Annotated in this window: 15 protein-coding genes; 1 reads left to right on the top strand and 14 read right to left on the bottom strand. The window is 36.4% G+C overall.

The features are described 5' to 3' along the window. Window positions 1-228: 228 nt before the first annotated feature. From HBB17_RS14750 to HBB17_RS14735, 4 genes are all read right to left on the bottom strand, one after another. The gene (locus HBB17_RS14750; RefSeq protein ID WP_167958271.1) at window positions 229-771 is read right to left on the bottom strand and encodes a ClbS/DfsB family four-helix bundle protein; all 543 of its coding nucleotides are present in this window, start codon (window positions 769-771) and stop codon (window positions 229-231) included. 94 nt (window positions 772-865) lie between these two features. After that, window positions 866-1,762, bottom strand: a complete 897-nt coding sequence (locus HBB17_RS14745) for a helix-turn-helix transcriptional regulator (protein ID WP_167958270.1) — start codon at window positions 1,760-1,762, stop codon at window positions 866-868. Window positions 1,763-2,048: 286 nt separating this feature from the next. After that, window positions 2,049-2,903, bottom strand: a complete 855-nt coding sequence (locus HBB17_RS14740; RefSeq protein WP_167958279.1) for a DMT family transporter — start codon at window positions 2,901-2,903, stop codon at window positions 2,049-2,051. A gap of 108 nt (window positions 2,904-3,011) precedes the next feature. Further along, window positions 3,012-3,545: a nitroreductase family protein gene (locus HBB17_RS14735; protein ID WP_167958269.1), complete on the bottom strand. Its 534-nt coding sequence runs from the start codon at window positions 3,543-3,545 to the stop codon at window positions 3,012-3,014. A 249-nt stretch (window positions 3,546-3,794) separates the two neighbouring features. On the opposite strand from HBB17_RS14735, the gene HBB17_RS14730 reads away from it, so the two are divergent. Then, a complete protein-coding gene (locus HBB17_RS14730) occupies window positions 3,795-4,508 on the top strand; it encodes an MBL fold metallo-hydrolase (protein ID WP_167958268.1) in 714 nt (237 codons plus the stop codon). Here HBB17_RS14730 and HBB17_RS14725 read toward each other — a convergent pair. The 10 genes from HBB17_RS14725 to HBB17_RS14680 form a co-directional block, all read right to left on the bottom strand. Beyond that, a complete protein-coding gene (locus HBB17_RS14725; RefSeq protein ID WP_167958267.1) occupies window positions 4,498-5,916 on the bottom strand; it encodes a DUF4179 domain-containing protein in 1,419 nt (472 codons plus the stop codon). The genes HBB17_RS14730 and HBB17_RS14725 overlap by 11 nt on opposite strands. Further along, window positions 5,909-6,469, bottom strand: coding sequence for an RNA polymerase sigma factor (locus HBB17_RS14720; RefSeq protein WP_167958266.1), 561 nt, complete (start codon window positions 6,467-6,469; stop codon window positions 5,909-5,911). The genes HBB17_RS14725 and HBB17_RS14720 overlap by 8 nt, the downstream gene beginning before the upstream one ends. A gap of 339 nt (window positions 6,470-6,808) precedes the next feature. Then, complete coding sequence (locus HBB17_RS14715; RefSeq protein ID WP_167958265.1) at window positions 6,809-7,486, bottom strand: GyrI-like domain-containing protein; 678 nt, start codon at window positions 7,484-7,486, stop codon at window positions 6,809-6,811. 137 nt (window positions 7,487-7,623) lie between these two features. Beyond that, the gene (locus HBB17_RS14710; protein WP_167958264.1) at window positions 7,624-8,460 is read right to left on the bottom strand and encodes a MerR family transcriptional regulator; all 837 of its coding nucleotides are present in this window, start codon (window positions 8,458-8,460) and stop codon (window positions 7,624-7,626) included. 192 nt (window positions 8,461-8,652) lie between these two features. Beyond that, on the bottom strand, window positions 8,653-9,117 hold the full coding sequence (locus tag HBB17_RS14705) for a GNAT family N-acetyltransferase (RefSeq protein ID WP_167958263.1): 465 nt from the start codon (window positions 9,115-9,117) through the stop codon (window positions 8,653-8,655). Window positions 9,118-9,255: 138 nt separating this feature from the next. Continuing rightward, complete coding sequence (locus HBB17_RS14700) at window positions 9,256-11,496, bottom strand: FtsX-like permease family protein (RefSeq protein ID WP_167958262.1); 2,241 nt, start codon at window positions 11,494-11,496, stop codon at window positions 9,256-9,258. Next, window positions 11,486-12,253 carry an ABC transporter ATP-binding protein gene (locus tag HBB17_RS14695; RefSeq protein WP_167958278.1) on the bottom strand — a complete coding sequence of 256 codons (768 nt, stop codon included), beginning with the start codon at window positions 12,251-12,253 and terminating at the stop codon, window positions 11,486-11,488. Before HBB17_RS14695 ends, HBB17_RS14700 begins: the two co-directional genes overlap by 11 nt. A gap of 165 nt (window positions 12,254-12,418) precedes the next feature. After that, entirely contained in the window at window positions 12,419-13,414 is a 996-nt protein-coding gene (locus tag HBB17_RS14690; RefSeq protein WP_167958261.1) for a sensor histidine kinase, read from the bottom strand. A gap of 24 nt (window positions 13,415-13,438) precedes the next feature. After that, window positions 13,439-14,113 (bottom strand): response regulator transcription factor, encoded by a 675-nt coding sequence (locus tag HBB17_RS14685; protein ID WP_167958260.1) that lies wholly within the window; start codon window positions 14,111-14,113, stop codon window positions 13,439-13,441. A gap of 206 nt (window positions 14,114-14,319) precedes the next feature. Beyond that, window positions 14,320-16,008, bottom strand: a complete 1,689-nt coding sequence (locus HBB17_RS14680) for a methyl-accepting chemotaxis protein (protein WP_167958259.1) — start codon at window positions 16,006-16,008, stop codon at window positions 14,320-14,322. Window positions 16,009-16,027: the final 19 nt, after the last annotated feature.

The raw sequence follows: 16,027 nt of genomic DNA, 5'->3' as shown, positions 1-16,027 counted from the left end.
TGATAACTTTCCATCAAAATATTCTTTGCATGCTGCTAGCCTTATTTCTGTCGTATATTTGGACATAAAAATTTCCCCCTAAGTAGATTTGGTTATTTACCTTGTCTACTTAAGGGGAATCATATCAAAAACCACCGCTAGGCTATTGTAATATATTTAGGAATATAGAAATTCTCCCACCACAACAACGTTTTATATCTACCGATGTTGTGGTCGGCTCACCATGTATCAATTACTTGCACAGTTTCTTTTATGTGCTTTCAGCTTTTTCATAGCCCAGTCATAGTGGCTTGCTGTAACGCTGACAAAATATGACCCTAAAGCATTGCTACCTACCCATTTGTATACGCCTTTGGAAAACAGTTCTTCATTTGAAAACGATTTTGCCAAATTCATAATGTCAGAATGTGATTTTTCAAACATATTCTTTGCATCCTCTAAGGATGTACTCTGGTGTTTTTTCACAAATTCTACATTCATATCCCCATATGTTTTCCAGTTGTATGGTGCTGGAATAAAAGTTGCCTCCGTTCCATTCAAATTAGAATGTACCCATTTCAGCAAAAGCTGGTGCCATTCATAAAGATGAATGAGTATATCCCGAAGGTTTTTATCTCTTTTCCAATGAGCCTCTTTCTTTTTCTCATCATTTGAAAAATCAAAAGGTGTTGCCAGCTCTTTTTCTGTCATTTCAGAAATAAGAATATTTAGCTTTTCATAATTTGCTTCTGCTACAGTTAATAAATCTGTTTTTGATGTTGGTCTACCCATTATTATTATCCTCCATTCACGTGTCAAATCAAAACACTACCTTATGTTGTTTTCCTACGTTTTAATAGTAACACATAAACCATGACATCATATGTCATGGTTTATTTTTTTCACAAATTTTTTTTGCTTCATCAAACAAAATCTTGCGCATATAGGTAGGCTCTATTACCTCTACATTTGCCCCAAACGAAAGAAGATACCCCATTAGCCATGCGTCTTCTGGCATAAAGGCCTTGACGATTAAATCCCCATTTTCCTCTACGGTAACTTCATTGTCACAAAACTCATCATAAATACGATACGACATTTCTTTCGGAAAGCGTAGTACCACATTGTTATTTGACTTCTGCTCTGTATTATGCAAAACCGGAAACTCCACAGGAACAAATTCTTCCTCTAAAAGTTCGCATTCTACAATACGGTTTATTTTGAATAGACGAAAATCCTCTTTCTCTGTGCAATAGGATTTCACATACCATTCTTTTGATTTGTATAAGAGCTTGAGTGGGTGAATCTTTCTCTTTGTTTTTTGGCAATAGGAGCTAACATAAACAATTGTCACGACTTTATGATTAGTGATTGCCTTTTTCAACAATAAAAACTTCTCATTATCCTGCGTATTGCTTCCCCAACGATCAAAATCTACTTCTAACCAATTTTCTGAATGTGTATTAAAAAGGGCAGAAAGCTTCGTTAAAGTTTCCTTTTCGTAGATATTCGTAAAAATGGATAAACTCTGTAAGGCTGATAATAGATCTTGCTTTTCCTTTTCCGAAAAGTATGCTTTGTCTAAAACATAGTTATCAAGTATTTGTATGCCACCATTTCTCCCGGTTGTCACATAAATTGGAATACCCGCACTACTAATTACATCTATATCACGATATATTGTTCGCACGGATACTTCGAATTTTTCCGCTAATTGAGGGGCTGTTATGCGCCCATTCTCCAAAACATAATATACTATTTTGAACAGTCTACTTTCTTTCAAACCATCACCTCCATTAATTAACTATAGCATATAAACTATGACACCTTACGTCAAGGTTTATATTCGATATATTAATTGCTGAAAACATCTCTATATGATACGTTTATTGGCAGCAATTGAACTGCTAAGTTTGAGTACTTTACTCAAACTTCGACTTCGTACCTCGAAACCATTAGATGAACACTTTTCATATAATTCAAAAACTCACAATACAGGGTCCATCTCCCGTATTGTGAGTTTTCTTACTCTTGGTATTTATCAAACCGATAAGTTGCTCGACAAATGTCTATGCAGTTTTCATATTATACGCCCATTTTCCAATTGCCGTTCCAATAATAATGATATATCCGATTACACTGCATAGATCCGGTACCTGTCCTAGGAACAGAATACCAAGTATAGCGGCGAATACAACTTGCGAATAGTCGAATACAGAGATCTCTCTTGCTGGTGCTTTGGTATAAGCAGCGGTGATACACAATTGTCCACCTGTGGCAAATGCTCCTGCTAATAATAAGTCGGCTAACTGCCACCATTCCATCGGTACATAACCGATAAGCAAGAATGGCAACGTTACAAGACAGGAAAATAAGGAAAAGAATAACACGATTACAGGGCCACGTTCTCCCATCTTTCCAAGTTTTCGAACAAACGTGTAAGCCATACCAGCTCCCAACCCGCCAGCTACTCCAATCATCGCATTGACAAATTCCATACTAAAGGACGGTTTCACGACGAAGATTGCTCCAATAAATGCGAGAACAACTGCTCCCCATTCAACTTTATTGGCTTTTTCTTTCAGTACAAAATACGACATGATAATTGCAAAGAAAGGGGATAACTTATTCAACATGTTCGCGTCCGATATATTCATACGATCAATGGCATAGAAATTACAGATCAAGCCCACTGTTCCACATAAACTTCGTAATAATAAACAAGGAATACTAGAGCGTTTTACTTTCAGATGCTCTTTGCTTCGCATTAATATAGTAAATGATGCAATGGCCGCAACAAAATTTCGAAAAAATGCCTTCTGCATGGATGGCAGGTCACCTGACAATCGGACAAAAAATGTCATTAATGCAAAAAAGAATCCTGCTGCAATAATATATAGTATTCCTTGGTTTCTCTGTTTCACTTCTCTTACCTCTAACTTTCCATACTGTGCTTCGTATGACGGTGGCAAATACCACCGCCTTTCGTAGTGTATATTGGCGAATTGCTTTCTTATCAGCCTTCTCTTTCGTTAACAGATCGTATACAATTCTCCGATCATTTTTCGTTTTGGTGCAGTTGGTTCTTCTGCTGGATATCCCATTGGAATTAAAGCAACAACTTCTCTTTCCTCTGGAATCTGAAATACTTCCTGAATCTTTTCGTAATCCAAAATTCCCTGAATAACCGTTCCAAGTCCCAACTCATGTGCTGCTAAACAAAGCGTTTGGCTAGCCACACCTGCATCGAACATCTGCCAACCATCTTCTTTATTAGATGAGTAGCTTCCATCTCTCTCGTATCCACTTCTTTTCTTAATTACCGATACAATCACAACCACTGCAGCTTCTTCAATTGCATTATGATTAAAAGAAGGGGTATTCTCTAATAATTTCTTCTTTCCTTCTTCACTCTCAACAAATACATATCTGGTAATCTGTGTGTTCTTCCATGACGGAGCATATGCTGCTGCCGCAACAACCTGGTCCAACACTTCTTTATCTATCGCTCTTTTTTGAAAGCTTCGTATACTTCTTCTTGTCTTGATGCATGCAATTGTTTCCATTCTTATTCCTCCTGTGTATTCCCAATTCTGAAGCCTATTATAACAACTCTTATGTTTTTTTACAAACCAATCCTATAAAGATTTGAAAATTTCTATTTCTTATGATAGGATATGGAATAAAAATGTGGTTAATCCATAGGATGCATATTGCCCTGCGCATTTGTGCTATTGTTCCGAATTGACAGATCAAAGGGTAATATAAGAATTCTATTCGTATTAAGAATGCTGGATTAACGAAAAGGAGTCTCTATGATCACGAACGTAACGTATATCAAACACAGTTGTTATCTTGTAGAATTGACCGATGCCTATCTTCTCTTTGATTACTACGAAGGGGAACTTCCTCCCCTTTCAAAGGAAAAACCTCTTTATGTATTTGCAAGTCATTTTCACCAAGATCATTTTTCTTTTCATTTATTTCAGGAACTAGCTTCCTATACAAAGGTAACCTATCTCTTATCAAAAGACATCAAACGCAAATACAACAAAGGCTATTTTACCAGAAATGGTGTGACCGAAGAACAGTATGCACAGATACAATTTCTTTCCCATGATGTTTCTCTAGAATTACCAACCTTACTCGTGCGAACATTACAGTCTACCGATTCTGGCGTTGCTTTTCTCCTTCAAGGAAAAGAGGAAACCATCTACCATGCAGGAGATTTAAACTGGTGGACTTGGGAAGGGGAAACTAGAGAAGAATACCAAGCTATGACACAGGCATTTCAAAAAGAAATCGCAAAAATGGAAGGCATGCACATCAATCTAGCATTCCTTCCATTAGATGCAAGACAGAACCGTACGTTCCATCTTGGCTTTGATTACTTTATGCGACATGTAGAAGTGGATCAGGTTTACCCAATGCATTTTTTTGATAACTATACGGTTATTCCCAAATTACGTGCAATGGATTGTTCTGCTCCATACCGGCAAAAGATTCACGATCCATTTCCTATGGAATAGATATCTCCACCCGTTGTTTTATATTTTCCACATATTGATTTAATAGATCTGTGAACGCATCCAATTGTTCCTGACTTTGGATTTCTCCGTAGGATATGACATAAATCCAACCGTCACTGTTATCTAGATATTCTACCATTGGATTTCTGCGTCCAACTTCTTTCTTCGTATACTCTGCATGAATGGCAATAATGGTAAACAGTGGCATCTCCACTCCATCTTTCTTTCCTATGAACATCAGACTCTTAGCATCTGCATCAAAGTCTTCATCTTGGTATTCACGATAAACGGGTTCTTCACATACCTCATATAGTTGTTTTGGAATTCCTATTTTTATGTTCATTTCTTTCGATGTAACATCGACAATTTCAAGTGGATTTGGATTCTTATTAATCGGAACCGTAACCCCTGCAAATGTAATACTCTCTACATCTTTCATGCTGATAATCTTTTTTAGATAAATACCGATCTTATTCTTATCATACACAAAATCACAGCTGTCTGTGTAGTTGGAATTTACAACGGTACCATCTAAGAATTTTACCAATATTTGATCATTGGCTAATGCGCCGTCCGTCATATAAATCTGGAAATTCTTGCAATGAGAATATTCCACTGTTACAGAGATCGGAGAGATACTTACAGAATCAAAAATTGCTGTTCCACCATACAAGTTAATTTCTTTGTTCACCTCATATGTAGTGGCACTGTTTACTTTCGCTAATGTCCACTCCAGATTCCATACGCCTTCCGTCTTCGTTGTAAATTCTTCTGTGTCCAAATCCAGATATCCATAATTTTTTAACTGCAGATGTATCTTTTTCCCTTGGATTTCTTCTGGTGTCCGTACATTCAGCACGTAATAATCCCCTTCTTCTTCACAACCAACAGGATTCAGATTACTTACGGTATATTCATTAGCGCCTTCAATCGTTGCCTCAATTTCTTCAAACTGTGCCATACCACCGTATACTGCATCTGTCGTTATGCGAAGCAAGATACTAAAACCATTCTGATCACCAATCAATTGTACTGTTGATACAGTGATTCCATTCTGGGTATCTGCCTGATCAAGATTAATAACCGTCGCCTTTTGTTGTGCATCTTGATCCTCTTCACTTCCGAAATACCTTGCTAACTTATTGTTCCAACCAAATGTAGCTGCACAAATTACAACCGATATACCTAAACATGCAACCAATGCCACTAATAAATATACTTTTTTATTTCTCATAACGCTCCTATTGCCTCTACTATTCCTATTGTTTTCAGAGTTTTGCTCTGCCGCATGTATTTTTTGCATGGTTTTATCAAATATTTTTCGTTGTTGTTCCTCACTCAATGGGGAATTGTTCAACAGTTTGCTTTCTTCTCCAATACCATCAAGGTTCTTATCCAAATTATCCATGAATCAAACACCCTCTTTCCACTAATTGTTTCCGAAGTTTAGATTTTCCCCGTGATAATTGGTTTTCTACCTTCTTTGCTGGCAACTCTAATTTTTCAGCTATCTCTTTCACTGTGTTCTGATAGAAATAGCGATATACAAATATTTCTTTGTTTGGACTTTCCATACAATTGATCAAATCACGAAGAATTTGTGCGTCGATTTCTTTCATAATCTGTTCTTCCAGATCTTCTTTCGTAGTATCCTCTAAATCCGCTAACACATCGCATGGTTTTTTCTTTGCTAATGTACGTTTTCTATTCTTAGCTATATTTCTTGCAATTCCATACAAGTAACATTTGATTGAAACATTACGTTGGACATCGTAATGTTCTCTCGACTTCCATAATTCTAAAAAACAATCCGATACAGCCTCTTCAATGTCTTCTTCTTCGTAACCTGACAAGATTACCATACAGATTTTTCGGACTGCTCCTCCATATAGACGAATCGCTGTTTCGATACCTTTTGATGCATCTTCCCGAATAAGTGCAAGCAATTCCTTATCCTCCATCTTCTTACCTCCCTTTTTACTCATCTTACTATTGGTATGTATCATGTAATTTCACTCAAATAAAAATCAATTTTTTAGAACTTCGGATTATTCCATTACATTATAATGGGTTAAATTTGTAATAGTTTATATTCACAACTCTACATTATAACGAATTCCAACTAGTAAATTCTTACAGATTTCTTACGTTTTTTCTGAAGAATTTCTTACGGATAAAGGCAACCTCGACTCAAATAAAAACAAAAAAAATCCTCATAGATGCTTGACTACGATTAACAGGTTTTCTGTTTCTTTCGTTCAAGCATTTATGAAGATTTCTTTTTCTACTAACTTTATATACTATACACTTCGTATTGGATGACGAATTACAGTCTTACAATTCTCTGGTTTCGTCTTCCTTGGATCCGATAAATAGATCTCATGATGTCTGCGTTCTTCTCCTATATCGTTTATATATCCCTGTTCCTTAATATACTGTTCTAAACGATTAACGGTATCTGGTTCTTCATCATAGGTTCCAAGATGCATAACTTGTGCCGCCAGTCCTTCCTCCCAAACCACTAAGCGTGCTTTCGAAAGATCCAGTTCTGGTTTTTTCTTATGTAATTCCTCTTTTGCCCATGCAAATACTTCCTCTGTAACGAATTCTGGTTGCCGAATCATTGACGTCCAAAGAAATTTGTCTTTATCTTCAATGGCGGTTGTTCCATCAAAATATTCATCATCCACCTGCCAAAGTCCCTCAAGTGGTGGTACTACATAATCAAAATACCCTTCGGGTATTTGTCCACTCATCTTACTCATCTTAATGGTAAATGATATTCCATACATAATGTTCATTGCCTGCTTATATTCTTCTGACGTATTGGGATTTCCCTTCCCATCTACCATCAGATACTTAATAGGTGGAACTTGTATAATCATAGGTTTTGTTTTTGGAAGATATAGATCTTTATATTCTTTCTTATAGTCCATCTTTTTCCCTGGTTCTGGTTTTGTTATGTTGGTTTTATTCATTCGTAAACACTCCCTTATTTAATAATGTCCCATTAGACAAACCGTAACGACTTGTATTGCCGTAACGACGAATGGATTTCATATACATAACATACACTCTAGCACGATACGAGAGTCAAGTAATTTTTACACGATAATTATAAATTTCGTTTCTTGACAGGATAGAATACTTCTGTTATGAAATTCTCAGGATTAGGTTCATTCCCTGGTGATAAATAATATCTTGTGAAGGTCTTTCCTGCTAACTCATACCCATTACGGTAAACCCATTGCCGCATATACGAGTTAACTTCTGAGAATTTGCTGTATACCCCTTCAAATGCAATGGTAGCTGCTTCACATGCTGGTATCTCTTCAAAGAAGACTTTCTTACAATCTTCTCCCATCTTTTCCACTTCTAGTTGAACTTCTACGTCAATATCCATTCTTCGGAAATTCACTCTATGGGTAATTGCATAAGAGTACTGTGGCTGTGCAAGTCGTATGGCTTTTTCCTGTACATACTTATTAAGTTCCTCCCACAAGCGTCCTTCCTCTTCAAATGCGTGAATGTGATCACGAAGACAGATTACCTTTCTTGCAGGTATCTCCTTTATAGTAACCGATAACGCATACTGCTCCTGTTTCCGTATTTCCTCATATGCTTCCTTCATTTGTTTGATCTGTTCATGAATCTTATTAATCTCATCATTTTTTTCCTGTATCTTATTCAACAAAAAGATCTCTGTTTTTTGAGTCGGACGCTCATTTTCCTTCGCATCCTCTAATTGGATTTCCCCAATCTCCTTCAATCCAAATCCTAACGCCTTAAGAACTTGAATTTGATTTGCAATTGGTATCTGATTTTCTCCATAATACCGATATCCACTTTCCTCATCCACATATCTAGGAACCATCAGCCCCATTTTATCATAATTACGTAACATATAGATACTAATTCCTGTTATTCTAGAAAACTCCCCAATTCGTAACATACTATACTCCTACTTTTCATCGTTCTTGTTTAATCTTTCAGTCAATATATCGGCAATATTTAGCTGGAAGTTAAGTCATACTGTTACGAAGCATTCCTCATCATAGTCAAATTGAGGAACTCTGTTCGATATGTTCTAAGATATGTTCTAAGATATGTTCTAAGATTTCTTCTAAGATTGTCGAACCACTTATTAGATCTTCTGAATCATGACCAAACAAGGATTACACTCCCCCCACAAGGTTGGAAAACATTCCAAAGGACGAAAACCCATGGTTTCGTAATATTTTCTTGTCTTTGCATAATTGGGGTCCGCGGAAGAATAATCAAGGGTTTTCACTTGTAGATATTCGTAATGATGTTCCCTACACCATTGATAACAAGTCTGAAATAATTGTCTCCCAATTCCCATTCGATGATATTCTGTTTTGATTCCCATCACATAGATCTCAGCCGTATACCTTGAAGTGGGGTTTATTGCAAGGAAACCCACCGTTTGTTCCTCATCATAAGCCGCAAAATAAACCATTTTCTTGCTATCTCGTATGTACCCTTGTGTAGATTCTTCAATCCCAAACCAATCTGGTAATTGATGTAGAATCTCATCTGTAATCTCAGCTTTCTTCTTCTCTTCTATTATTTCTTGTATAATGATCATACTTTTATCCTTTCTAAATCAATATTCCTTGTCAAATTCGACATTTTTGAGCAACTCAAGTATATCACACACACCTTTACGATTCATAGGAAGAGAACTACTTTATTCATTTTCGTAGCGAGTCGTTCCATTTAATATCTATTTTGTTTCTTCAATATTTCGTTTGAATAAAATCCATGTCACTACAAAATAACATACCGCAATGGAAGCCATAATTCCTGCTGCTATAGCAACACTTTGCGCTAATTGATCCTGTCCGATATATACGGTAATCACGTCACGAAATACAGTAAAGCAAAAACGAACGAAAAAACTGGCAGCTATAATCGCTAGTAAGATTGGAAGTCCAAACCACAATCCCATCTGTGAAAGGATAATCTGATCAACGCTTCTCTTAGATACTCCCAAACGCATAATGATCTGGAATCGATTCTTGAATACTTCCGCATCGGACAATTGCTGTAACGATAAGATCGTGAAAATAATAATAAACAAGATGACGCCTCCATAAAAAAAGAGTAATTTCATCAGCACTGCCATATTAATTCCCTGATTTCTCTGAACGGTACGCATACGCAACCACATCGTATCATCCGTTCGCTCCACAAGCTGTTCCATTTGATCATAGATTGCTAGCTCAACTTGAACCGCTGCATCATATGTCATTGTTTTTGTAGGTTTTCCATAGTAATTCTTGCTAACCACTTTCCTATTCTTCATTGCTTCATCGGGAAGAATAACGATATTATCCATCGGTCCATTGGTTAGGGCTTCTCCCATCGGATCTTGATCCCAATGACCTGGCTCATACTGCTTTCCTCCACAGGTTAGTATACCAATTTCTTCTTGAAGGGCGGGAATTTTGTCTGGATTCATAGAATGGCTGTAATGACTGGCATAATAGCCAGGCTGTAACTGGATTACTTTTAACCCTGCCATAAGTCGAATGTTGTTGTAATCGGATAACGACATTGCCAACATCTGCTGGTTGATTTCCCTACGATACTGCACTGGGTCCTCTTGTTTCTCTACCGTGATTGCTGTCTCATCAAGTAATACACGTTCTACCACAGCGTACTCCCCAAGTTCATATCCCTGCTGCTTTAGGGCTTCTCTAATGATTGTCTCTACTTCCTCATTCTGTTCTTCCCCCTGAAGCGATGTACTAAGCTGTATGTCATAGGCAGCTCTCTGCTCTAAGTACCCTAATGCCCAGCCCGTCATAAAAGGTTCAATTAAAAAACTGACAATCGCAAGCAACAACGCCCCCGATAGAATTCCCATCAACCTGGAATTGCTGCGAAGCTTTGTATTGATCTGCCCAATTAGGAATAAACGATTCTGTTCATACTTAAAATGGTCCGATTTTTCTTTCCATATTCCCAACGCCTCCGATATGCTATAGAAAAAGGCAAAAATAAAGAAGATAAAATACCCAATACCATACAGGAAATAAACTGCAATCTTCTGTATCGGAATTGGCAATCCTTTTCCTGCGATCATAAGGGATAAAACAACAAAACATAAGGATTCTACCGCATATACCAACAGCAACTTCTGAAAAGAACACAACTTTTTCTTCTTGATACTGAAAAAGATATAGAGAATTCCCGTCATGATGTTCAAAACAGGAAGGATTAGAGCACTATATAGCATTACCTGTTGTAATACTGATAAATCTCCCGCCTGCATCTTCTCTTGAAAATCAGAAAACAGTTGGATACTTTCATATGCAAATTGCATACTGATTCCGAGATATACAAGAGTCAGGATTGGCATAAAGAATTCTTTTTTTCTTCCTTCATTCAGCTTATCGGCAGTAAGAAAATCAATAATCTTCTTTCTTCCGATACGAATGGCGTTAGCAATTCCTACGATAAAAAAAGAACATAAGAATACGCAAACCGTTATTCCTACCGTATCTGGATATAGCGCAAATAGGAACTGATAGGATTCTCCAAAAGAATGCATGATCACACTGGTTACCAACTGCATGAATACGGTGCCAAGAAGAATTCCTAATAAAATGGATACCCCACTAATCAATGCTGTCTCAAAGAAAAACAGTGTTCCCGCCGTTTTCTGTTCCATTCCCAAAACAATCTGAACGCCAAACATTCTCTGTTTCTTCTTAAGCATGTAAGAATTCACATATAGTACAAGAAAGGTAATCAATAACGTGATTAATATAACAGGGATACGCAACATACGCTTTAACAATACCAGATCATACCCCACAGGAAGACTTTGCTGATAATGCGGACTGGTAATTGCCATAAAGGAATAGAACATTCCCACACACAGAACCAACGTGATTACATAAACTAAGTAGTCCTTTGCACTGCGAATTGCATTACGCATAGCTAATTTAGCGAACATTCTGCATGTCACCTCCTAATACAGACATCACATCCAGAATCTGATCAAAAAACTGTTTTCTTGTTTGATTTCCTTTCACTATTTCATTAAAGATCTGTCCATCTCGCAGGAATAGGATTCGATCCGCATAACTAGCAGAGAATGCATCATGGGTAACCATAATAATCGTAGCATCCCATTGGTCATTCATTTGCTTCATCGTCTTAAGCAGCATAGTCGCTGATTTAGAATCCAATGCACCTGTTGGTTCGTCCGCAAGAATTAGGTTCGGGTTGGTAATGATTGCTCTTGCACAAGCACATCGCTGTTTTTGCCCACCAGAGACTTCATATGGATATTTGTATAAGATGTCCTCAATTCCTAATTTCTTTGCTACTTCTACCACTCTAATTGGAATCTTTTTGGTATCGATATGGTTCATTGCCAAAGAAAATGCAATATTTTCTTCCAGGGTTAACGTATCCAGTAATTGAAAATCCTGAAAGATAAATCCTAGATTTTCACGACGAAAGCTTGCTAATTCTTTCTTTCCAAGTTCCGTAATATCCTTCTCCTGCAGATAGATATGACCTGCACTAACCGTATCTATGGTACCTAATAGATTCAATAACGTTGTTTTTCCAGAACCAGAGGCACCCATAATTCCTACGAATTCCCCTTGTTTTACCGTAAAACTAATATCATCCACTGCTTTCGTTACATTATTCTTTGTTCCATAATACTTCATAACGGATTCGACCCGTAATAACCTACTCATAAACTCATCCTTTCTATCCAAACCTATTTTGGCGTTGATCTCTAATCCCTGTTTCCTTTTCATTGAAAAAGAAAAGAATCCGATGAGTTATATCCTACCCCTTTTCTTAGAACCAGTGTATCACTTCTGCTTACAAAGTTCTTACAGTTTTGTAAGAACTTATCTTTAGAATGTGAAAGAAAAGATAGAACCCTTCCCTTCTTGTGAAACAACCTTAATCTGAATATTCATTTTGTCGCATAAATGACTACATATGTAGAGCCCAATCCCTGTTGATTTTTCGTTGACCCTTCCATTGGTTCCAGTAAACCCTTTTTCAAAGATTCGTGGGAGTTCCTCCTCTTTTATTCCCACCCCATTGTCTTCCATGTATAAGGTGGTATGAACTCCTTCTGTTTTTATGGAAAAAGTAATCGTTGTTGATTCGTAAGCCACCGCATTTTGTATACATTGGCTAAGTATATACGCAACCCATTTTCGATCTGCTATGACGAATGCATGACAGGAAGACTCCACCGATACTCCAGATTGAATTAATAGCTGTTTATTATCCCGTATTGCCTGATTGACAATTTCATGCAGATCTGTTTCTCGAATCAGATAATCTTTTGCTACTGCTTCACTTCTAGCATAATATAATACCTGTTCAACATCATGCTCCATATGCTCTAGTTCCAATAGTAATTTACGAAATATCGCTCTTTGGCTGTTAACTTCTTGTTCTTTTCCATTCTCCACTAATAATTTCATTGCTGCGATTGGTGTCTTTACCTCATGAACCCATTGCTCAATATATTCCTGATACTCCTCATGTACATGCTTTTGTTTTAGAATCTCCTCAAGCATGGATTTATTACATCTCCGTAATATGGTATAGTACAACTGGTCTTCGTATGTTTGTGGCTGTTTCCAAACATCCGTTAGGAGATATTTCTTGTCTAATGCTTCCAGATTTTTGAGTAGGACAGACATATACTTTGTTCTCTTGATATAGGTATATACAAGTGAACAAAGCAGAATACCGCCATGGCAGCCTCCGATTAATAAGATTCCTTGTAAAGGAAATCCACACATATAAAGATAGAGGGATAGCGCTAGATAACCACTAAAATTCAATATGATTACCAAAACTTTATCTTTAAGGAACTCATATACTTTCATAACGTCTCTCTTCCTAAACCTTTCCTAAATTAGATATCCTTGTCGATGTTTCGTTTCGATAAAATCATGTATACCCAGTTGTGCTAATTTTCCTCTTATTCGAGTGATATTCACGCTAAGTGCATTGTCATCAATAAACCCTTCATGATCCCAAAGGTAATCAATCAAATCCGTACGGGCACAAATCTTTCCCGCATGTCGAAACAGGTATATCATAATACATAACTCGTTTCTTGTTAACGTTACCTGTTTCTCTCCATATTGTAATTTTGCTGTTTCCACTTGGAGTTCTACTCCTTTATGAATCAACTTTTCTTCCTTTGCTTTCTCATGATATACGCGTCGTATAAGTTTTTCGATCCGTGCAAGTAAAATGGATGTATTGTATGGTTTTGTTATGTAATCATCTCCCCCAAGTGTTAGGGATTGTAATTCATCCATATCCGTATTACGACTTGTAACAAATATGATTGGTACAGAAGAAAATCGTCGAATCCGCATACACACATGATAGCCATCTTCCTGTGGGAGATTAATATCCAATAGGATTAGATGTGGATTCATCTGACGAATCTGTTCCTCAATGTACTGAAATTCTTGTACATACTTCACTTCATACCCTTGATTCTCTAATATATAGCCTAATTCTTCACGAATTGTTTTGTCATCTTCTACAATTGCAATCCTATATTTCTCCATCTGTGAATCCTCTCTACCTTATGTTATTCATTGTAATATACCAGTTAAAAACCCACAAAACTATGATCTATACCTGTTTACTAGTGGGCAACTCATTTCATATATTTTACTACAAAGACCCACAAAATGGTAGAGAAAAGGACTTCTTATTCAGAAGTTCATGCCTCCAAAATAAGAAGTCCAGTATAAATATCAGCCCCAAAAAGCTAATTCTTATTAAAATGAATGGTATCTAATATCGTTTTCAAACCATCTGCTTGTCCTGCTAATAATTCACTAGTTGCCGTACTCTCCTCTGCTCTACTCGTATTTTCACTTGTAATAGCACTAACTTTATTAATTTCATTTACTGCTTTCGCAACTTTTATTTGCTGGGTATTACTTGCTTCCATGATTTGTTCTACATAGTTTGCAACCATTTCAATATTAGATACGGTTGTTTGGAAGGAAGTTTCTGTTTTTTCAGCTTCTTTATTTCCTTTCTTTATTGCATCTAATGTTTCTTTAATCATCGTTTCCGTTTTCTTAGCTGCATCAGAACATTGTTCTGCTAATTGGGATACTTCAGATGCAACAACCGCAAAACCTCTTCCAGCTTCCCCCGCACGAGCTGCTTCAATTGATGCATTCAAAGCTAACAAGGATGTTTGATCGGCAATTTCAAATATACTCTTCATAACGGTTGCAATTTGATTACTCATTGTATTGATGTTTTCCATGGATGCAATCATATATTGCATTTGTTCCCGACCTTCGATTGTTACATTTTTTGCCTCCTGTGTAACTTTATTCGCTTGCTGACACAAATCTTCATTATTTTGTGCATGCTGTAATACTTGTTCCATAACTTCCGTTATATCGATGATACTTTCTGTTTGTTTACAAGTATCTTCAGCCAACGTCTTAGATACTTCCTGAATTTGTCCAGCACTAGAGTTAACAGCTAGTGTAGCATTGTCGATTTGTCTTAATAGATTATTCATGAATAGCAATATCTGCTCCATTGACTCGCGAAGAGAGCTGAAATCTCCAATGTATTCCTTCTGTATTTGAGATGAAAAATCTCGATTCATCATTCTTTGAAGATGATCTGAAATATCTTCTATGTAATTATTTATAGAACTGATCGTCTCTGATAATGCAAATGCAAAATCACCGATCTCATTATTACCATAATTATTAATATCAATATGTAAATTACCATTTCTTATTTCTCTTGCAACAACTGTTAATTCTTGTAGCGGTTTAAATGTATTATCAATGGTACGATTCATTTTTTTCTGTAGTTTTTGCGAGATTACAAAAACGGAAACAAATATTAATACTGCAAGTGTAATAGAAAACAAACTTTCTATATTAATTGTTTTGTTACCGATATTTCCCATCTCTTCTAATAATTCTTCGATATTTATATCCACTAAGTCTTCTGTCTCTGCTAATTCATTATTATATATTTTTTTTGAGTTGTATTTTTTTGATTCATCCTCAAAAGAAAGAATTTTATCAATATACGTCTCATATGTATTCATATTCTCTTTCATCGCCATAAATGTTTTTTCACACTTTGATGAAATTATGTCTTTTCCAATTGTTTTTTGTTTTTGACGAATACTATTTTCTAATTGTTCAATATTCGTTCTAATTTCTCCTTGTTCGTCAATTGAGGTACCTAAAAGGGTTTCGATTTGTTCTTGTAATTTCGTAAATTCAACCTTATAAAGTCCAATTTCTCCTTGAAGTAAACCAAACTTCGCATATGACCATCGATTTAGCACAATAACTGCAATAATTATAATAAAGGCAATGCTAAACGCTACTCGATTAATAAGTTTTTCTTGTATGAATAAGTTTTTAATTTTTTTGTATAAACTGTTATCTTGTGTATTTTTCTCCATATTTTTCCCCTTTTCGTTA

The organism is Anaerosporobacter faecicola (assembly GCF_012070565.1).
GTDB lineage: Bacteria > Bacillota > Clostridia > Lachnospirales > Lachnospiraceae > Anaerosporobacter > Anaerosporobacter faecicola.
Note: the sequence above shows the minus strand (reverse complement) of the source record. Positions and strands in the feature narration are given on the sequence as shown.

Bases quoted from the DNA above. Each gene is read 5' to 3' on its own strand.
- HBB17_RS14690 (WP_167958261.1), bottom strand. From the start codon at position 13,414: ATGAAAGTATATGAGTTCCTTAAAGATAAAGTTTTGGTAATCATATTG.
- HBB17_RS14715 (WP_167958265.1), bottom strand. From the start codon at position 7,486: ATGAATAAAACCAACATAACAAAACCAGAACCAGGGAAAAAGATGGAC.
- HBB17_RS14710 (WP_167958264.1), bottom strand. From the start codon at position 8,460: ATGTTACGAATTGGGGAGTTTTCTAGAATAACAGGAATTAGTATCTAT.
- HBB17_RS14725 (WP_167958267.1), bottom strand. From the start codon at position 5,916: ATGGATAATTTGGATAAGAACCTTGATGGTATTGGAGAAGAAAGCAAA.
- HBB17_RS14705 (WP_167958263.1), bottom strand. From the start codon at position 9,117: ATGATCATTATACAAGAAATAATAGAAGAGAAGAAGAAAGCTGAGATT.
- HBB17_RS14680 (WP_167958259.1), bottom strand. From the start codon at position 16,008: ATGGAGAAAAATACACAAGATAACAGTTTATACAAAAAAATTAAAAAC.
- HBB17_RS14685 (WP_167958260.1), bottom strand. From the start codon at position 14,113: ATGGAGAAATATAGGATTGCAATTGTAGAAGATGACAAAACAATTCGT.
- HBB17_RS14730 (WP_167958268.1), top strand. From the start codon at position 3,795: ATGATCACGAACGTAACGTATATCAAACACAGTTGTTATCTTGTAGAA.
- HBB17_RS14750 (WP_167958271.1), bottom strand. From the start codon at position 771: ATGGGTAGACCAACATCAAAAACAGATTTATTAACTGTAGCAGAAGCA.
- HBB17_RS14700 (WP_167958262.1), bottom strand. From the start codon at position 11,496: ATGTTCGCTAAATTAGCTATGCGTAATGCAATTCGCAGTGCAAAGGAC.
- HBB17_RS14695 (WP_167958278.1), bottom strand. From the start codon at position 12,253: ATGAGTAGGTTATTACGGGTCGAATCCGTTATGAAGTATTATGGAACA.
- HBB17_RS14720 (WP_167958266.1), bottom strand. From the start codon at position 6,469: ATGGAGGATAAGGAATTGCTTGCACTTATTCGGGAAGATGCATCAAAA.
- HBB17_RS14735 (WP_167958269.1), bottom strand. From the start codon at position 3,545: ATGGAAACAATTGCATGCATCAAGACAAGAAGAAGTATACGAAGCTTT.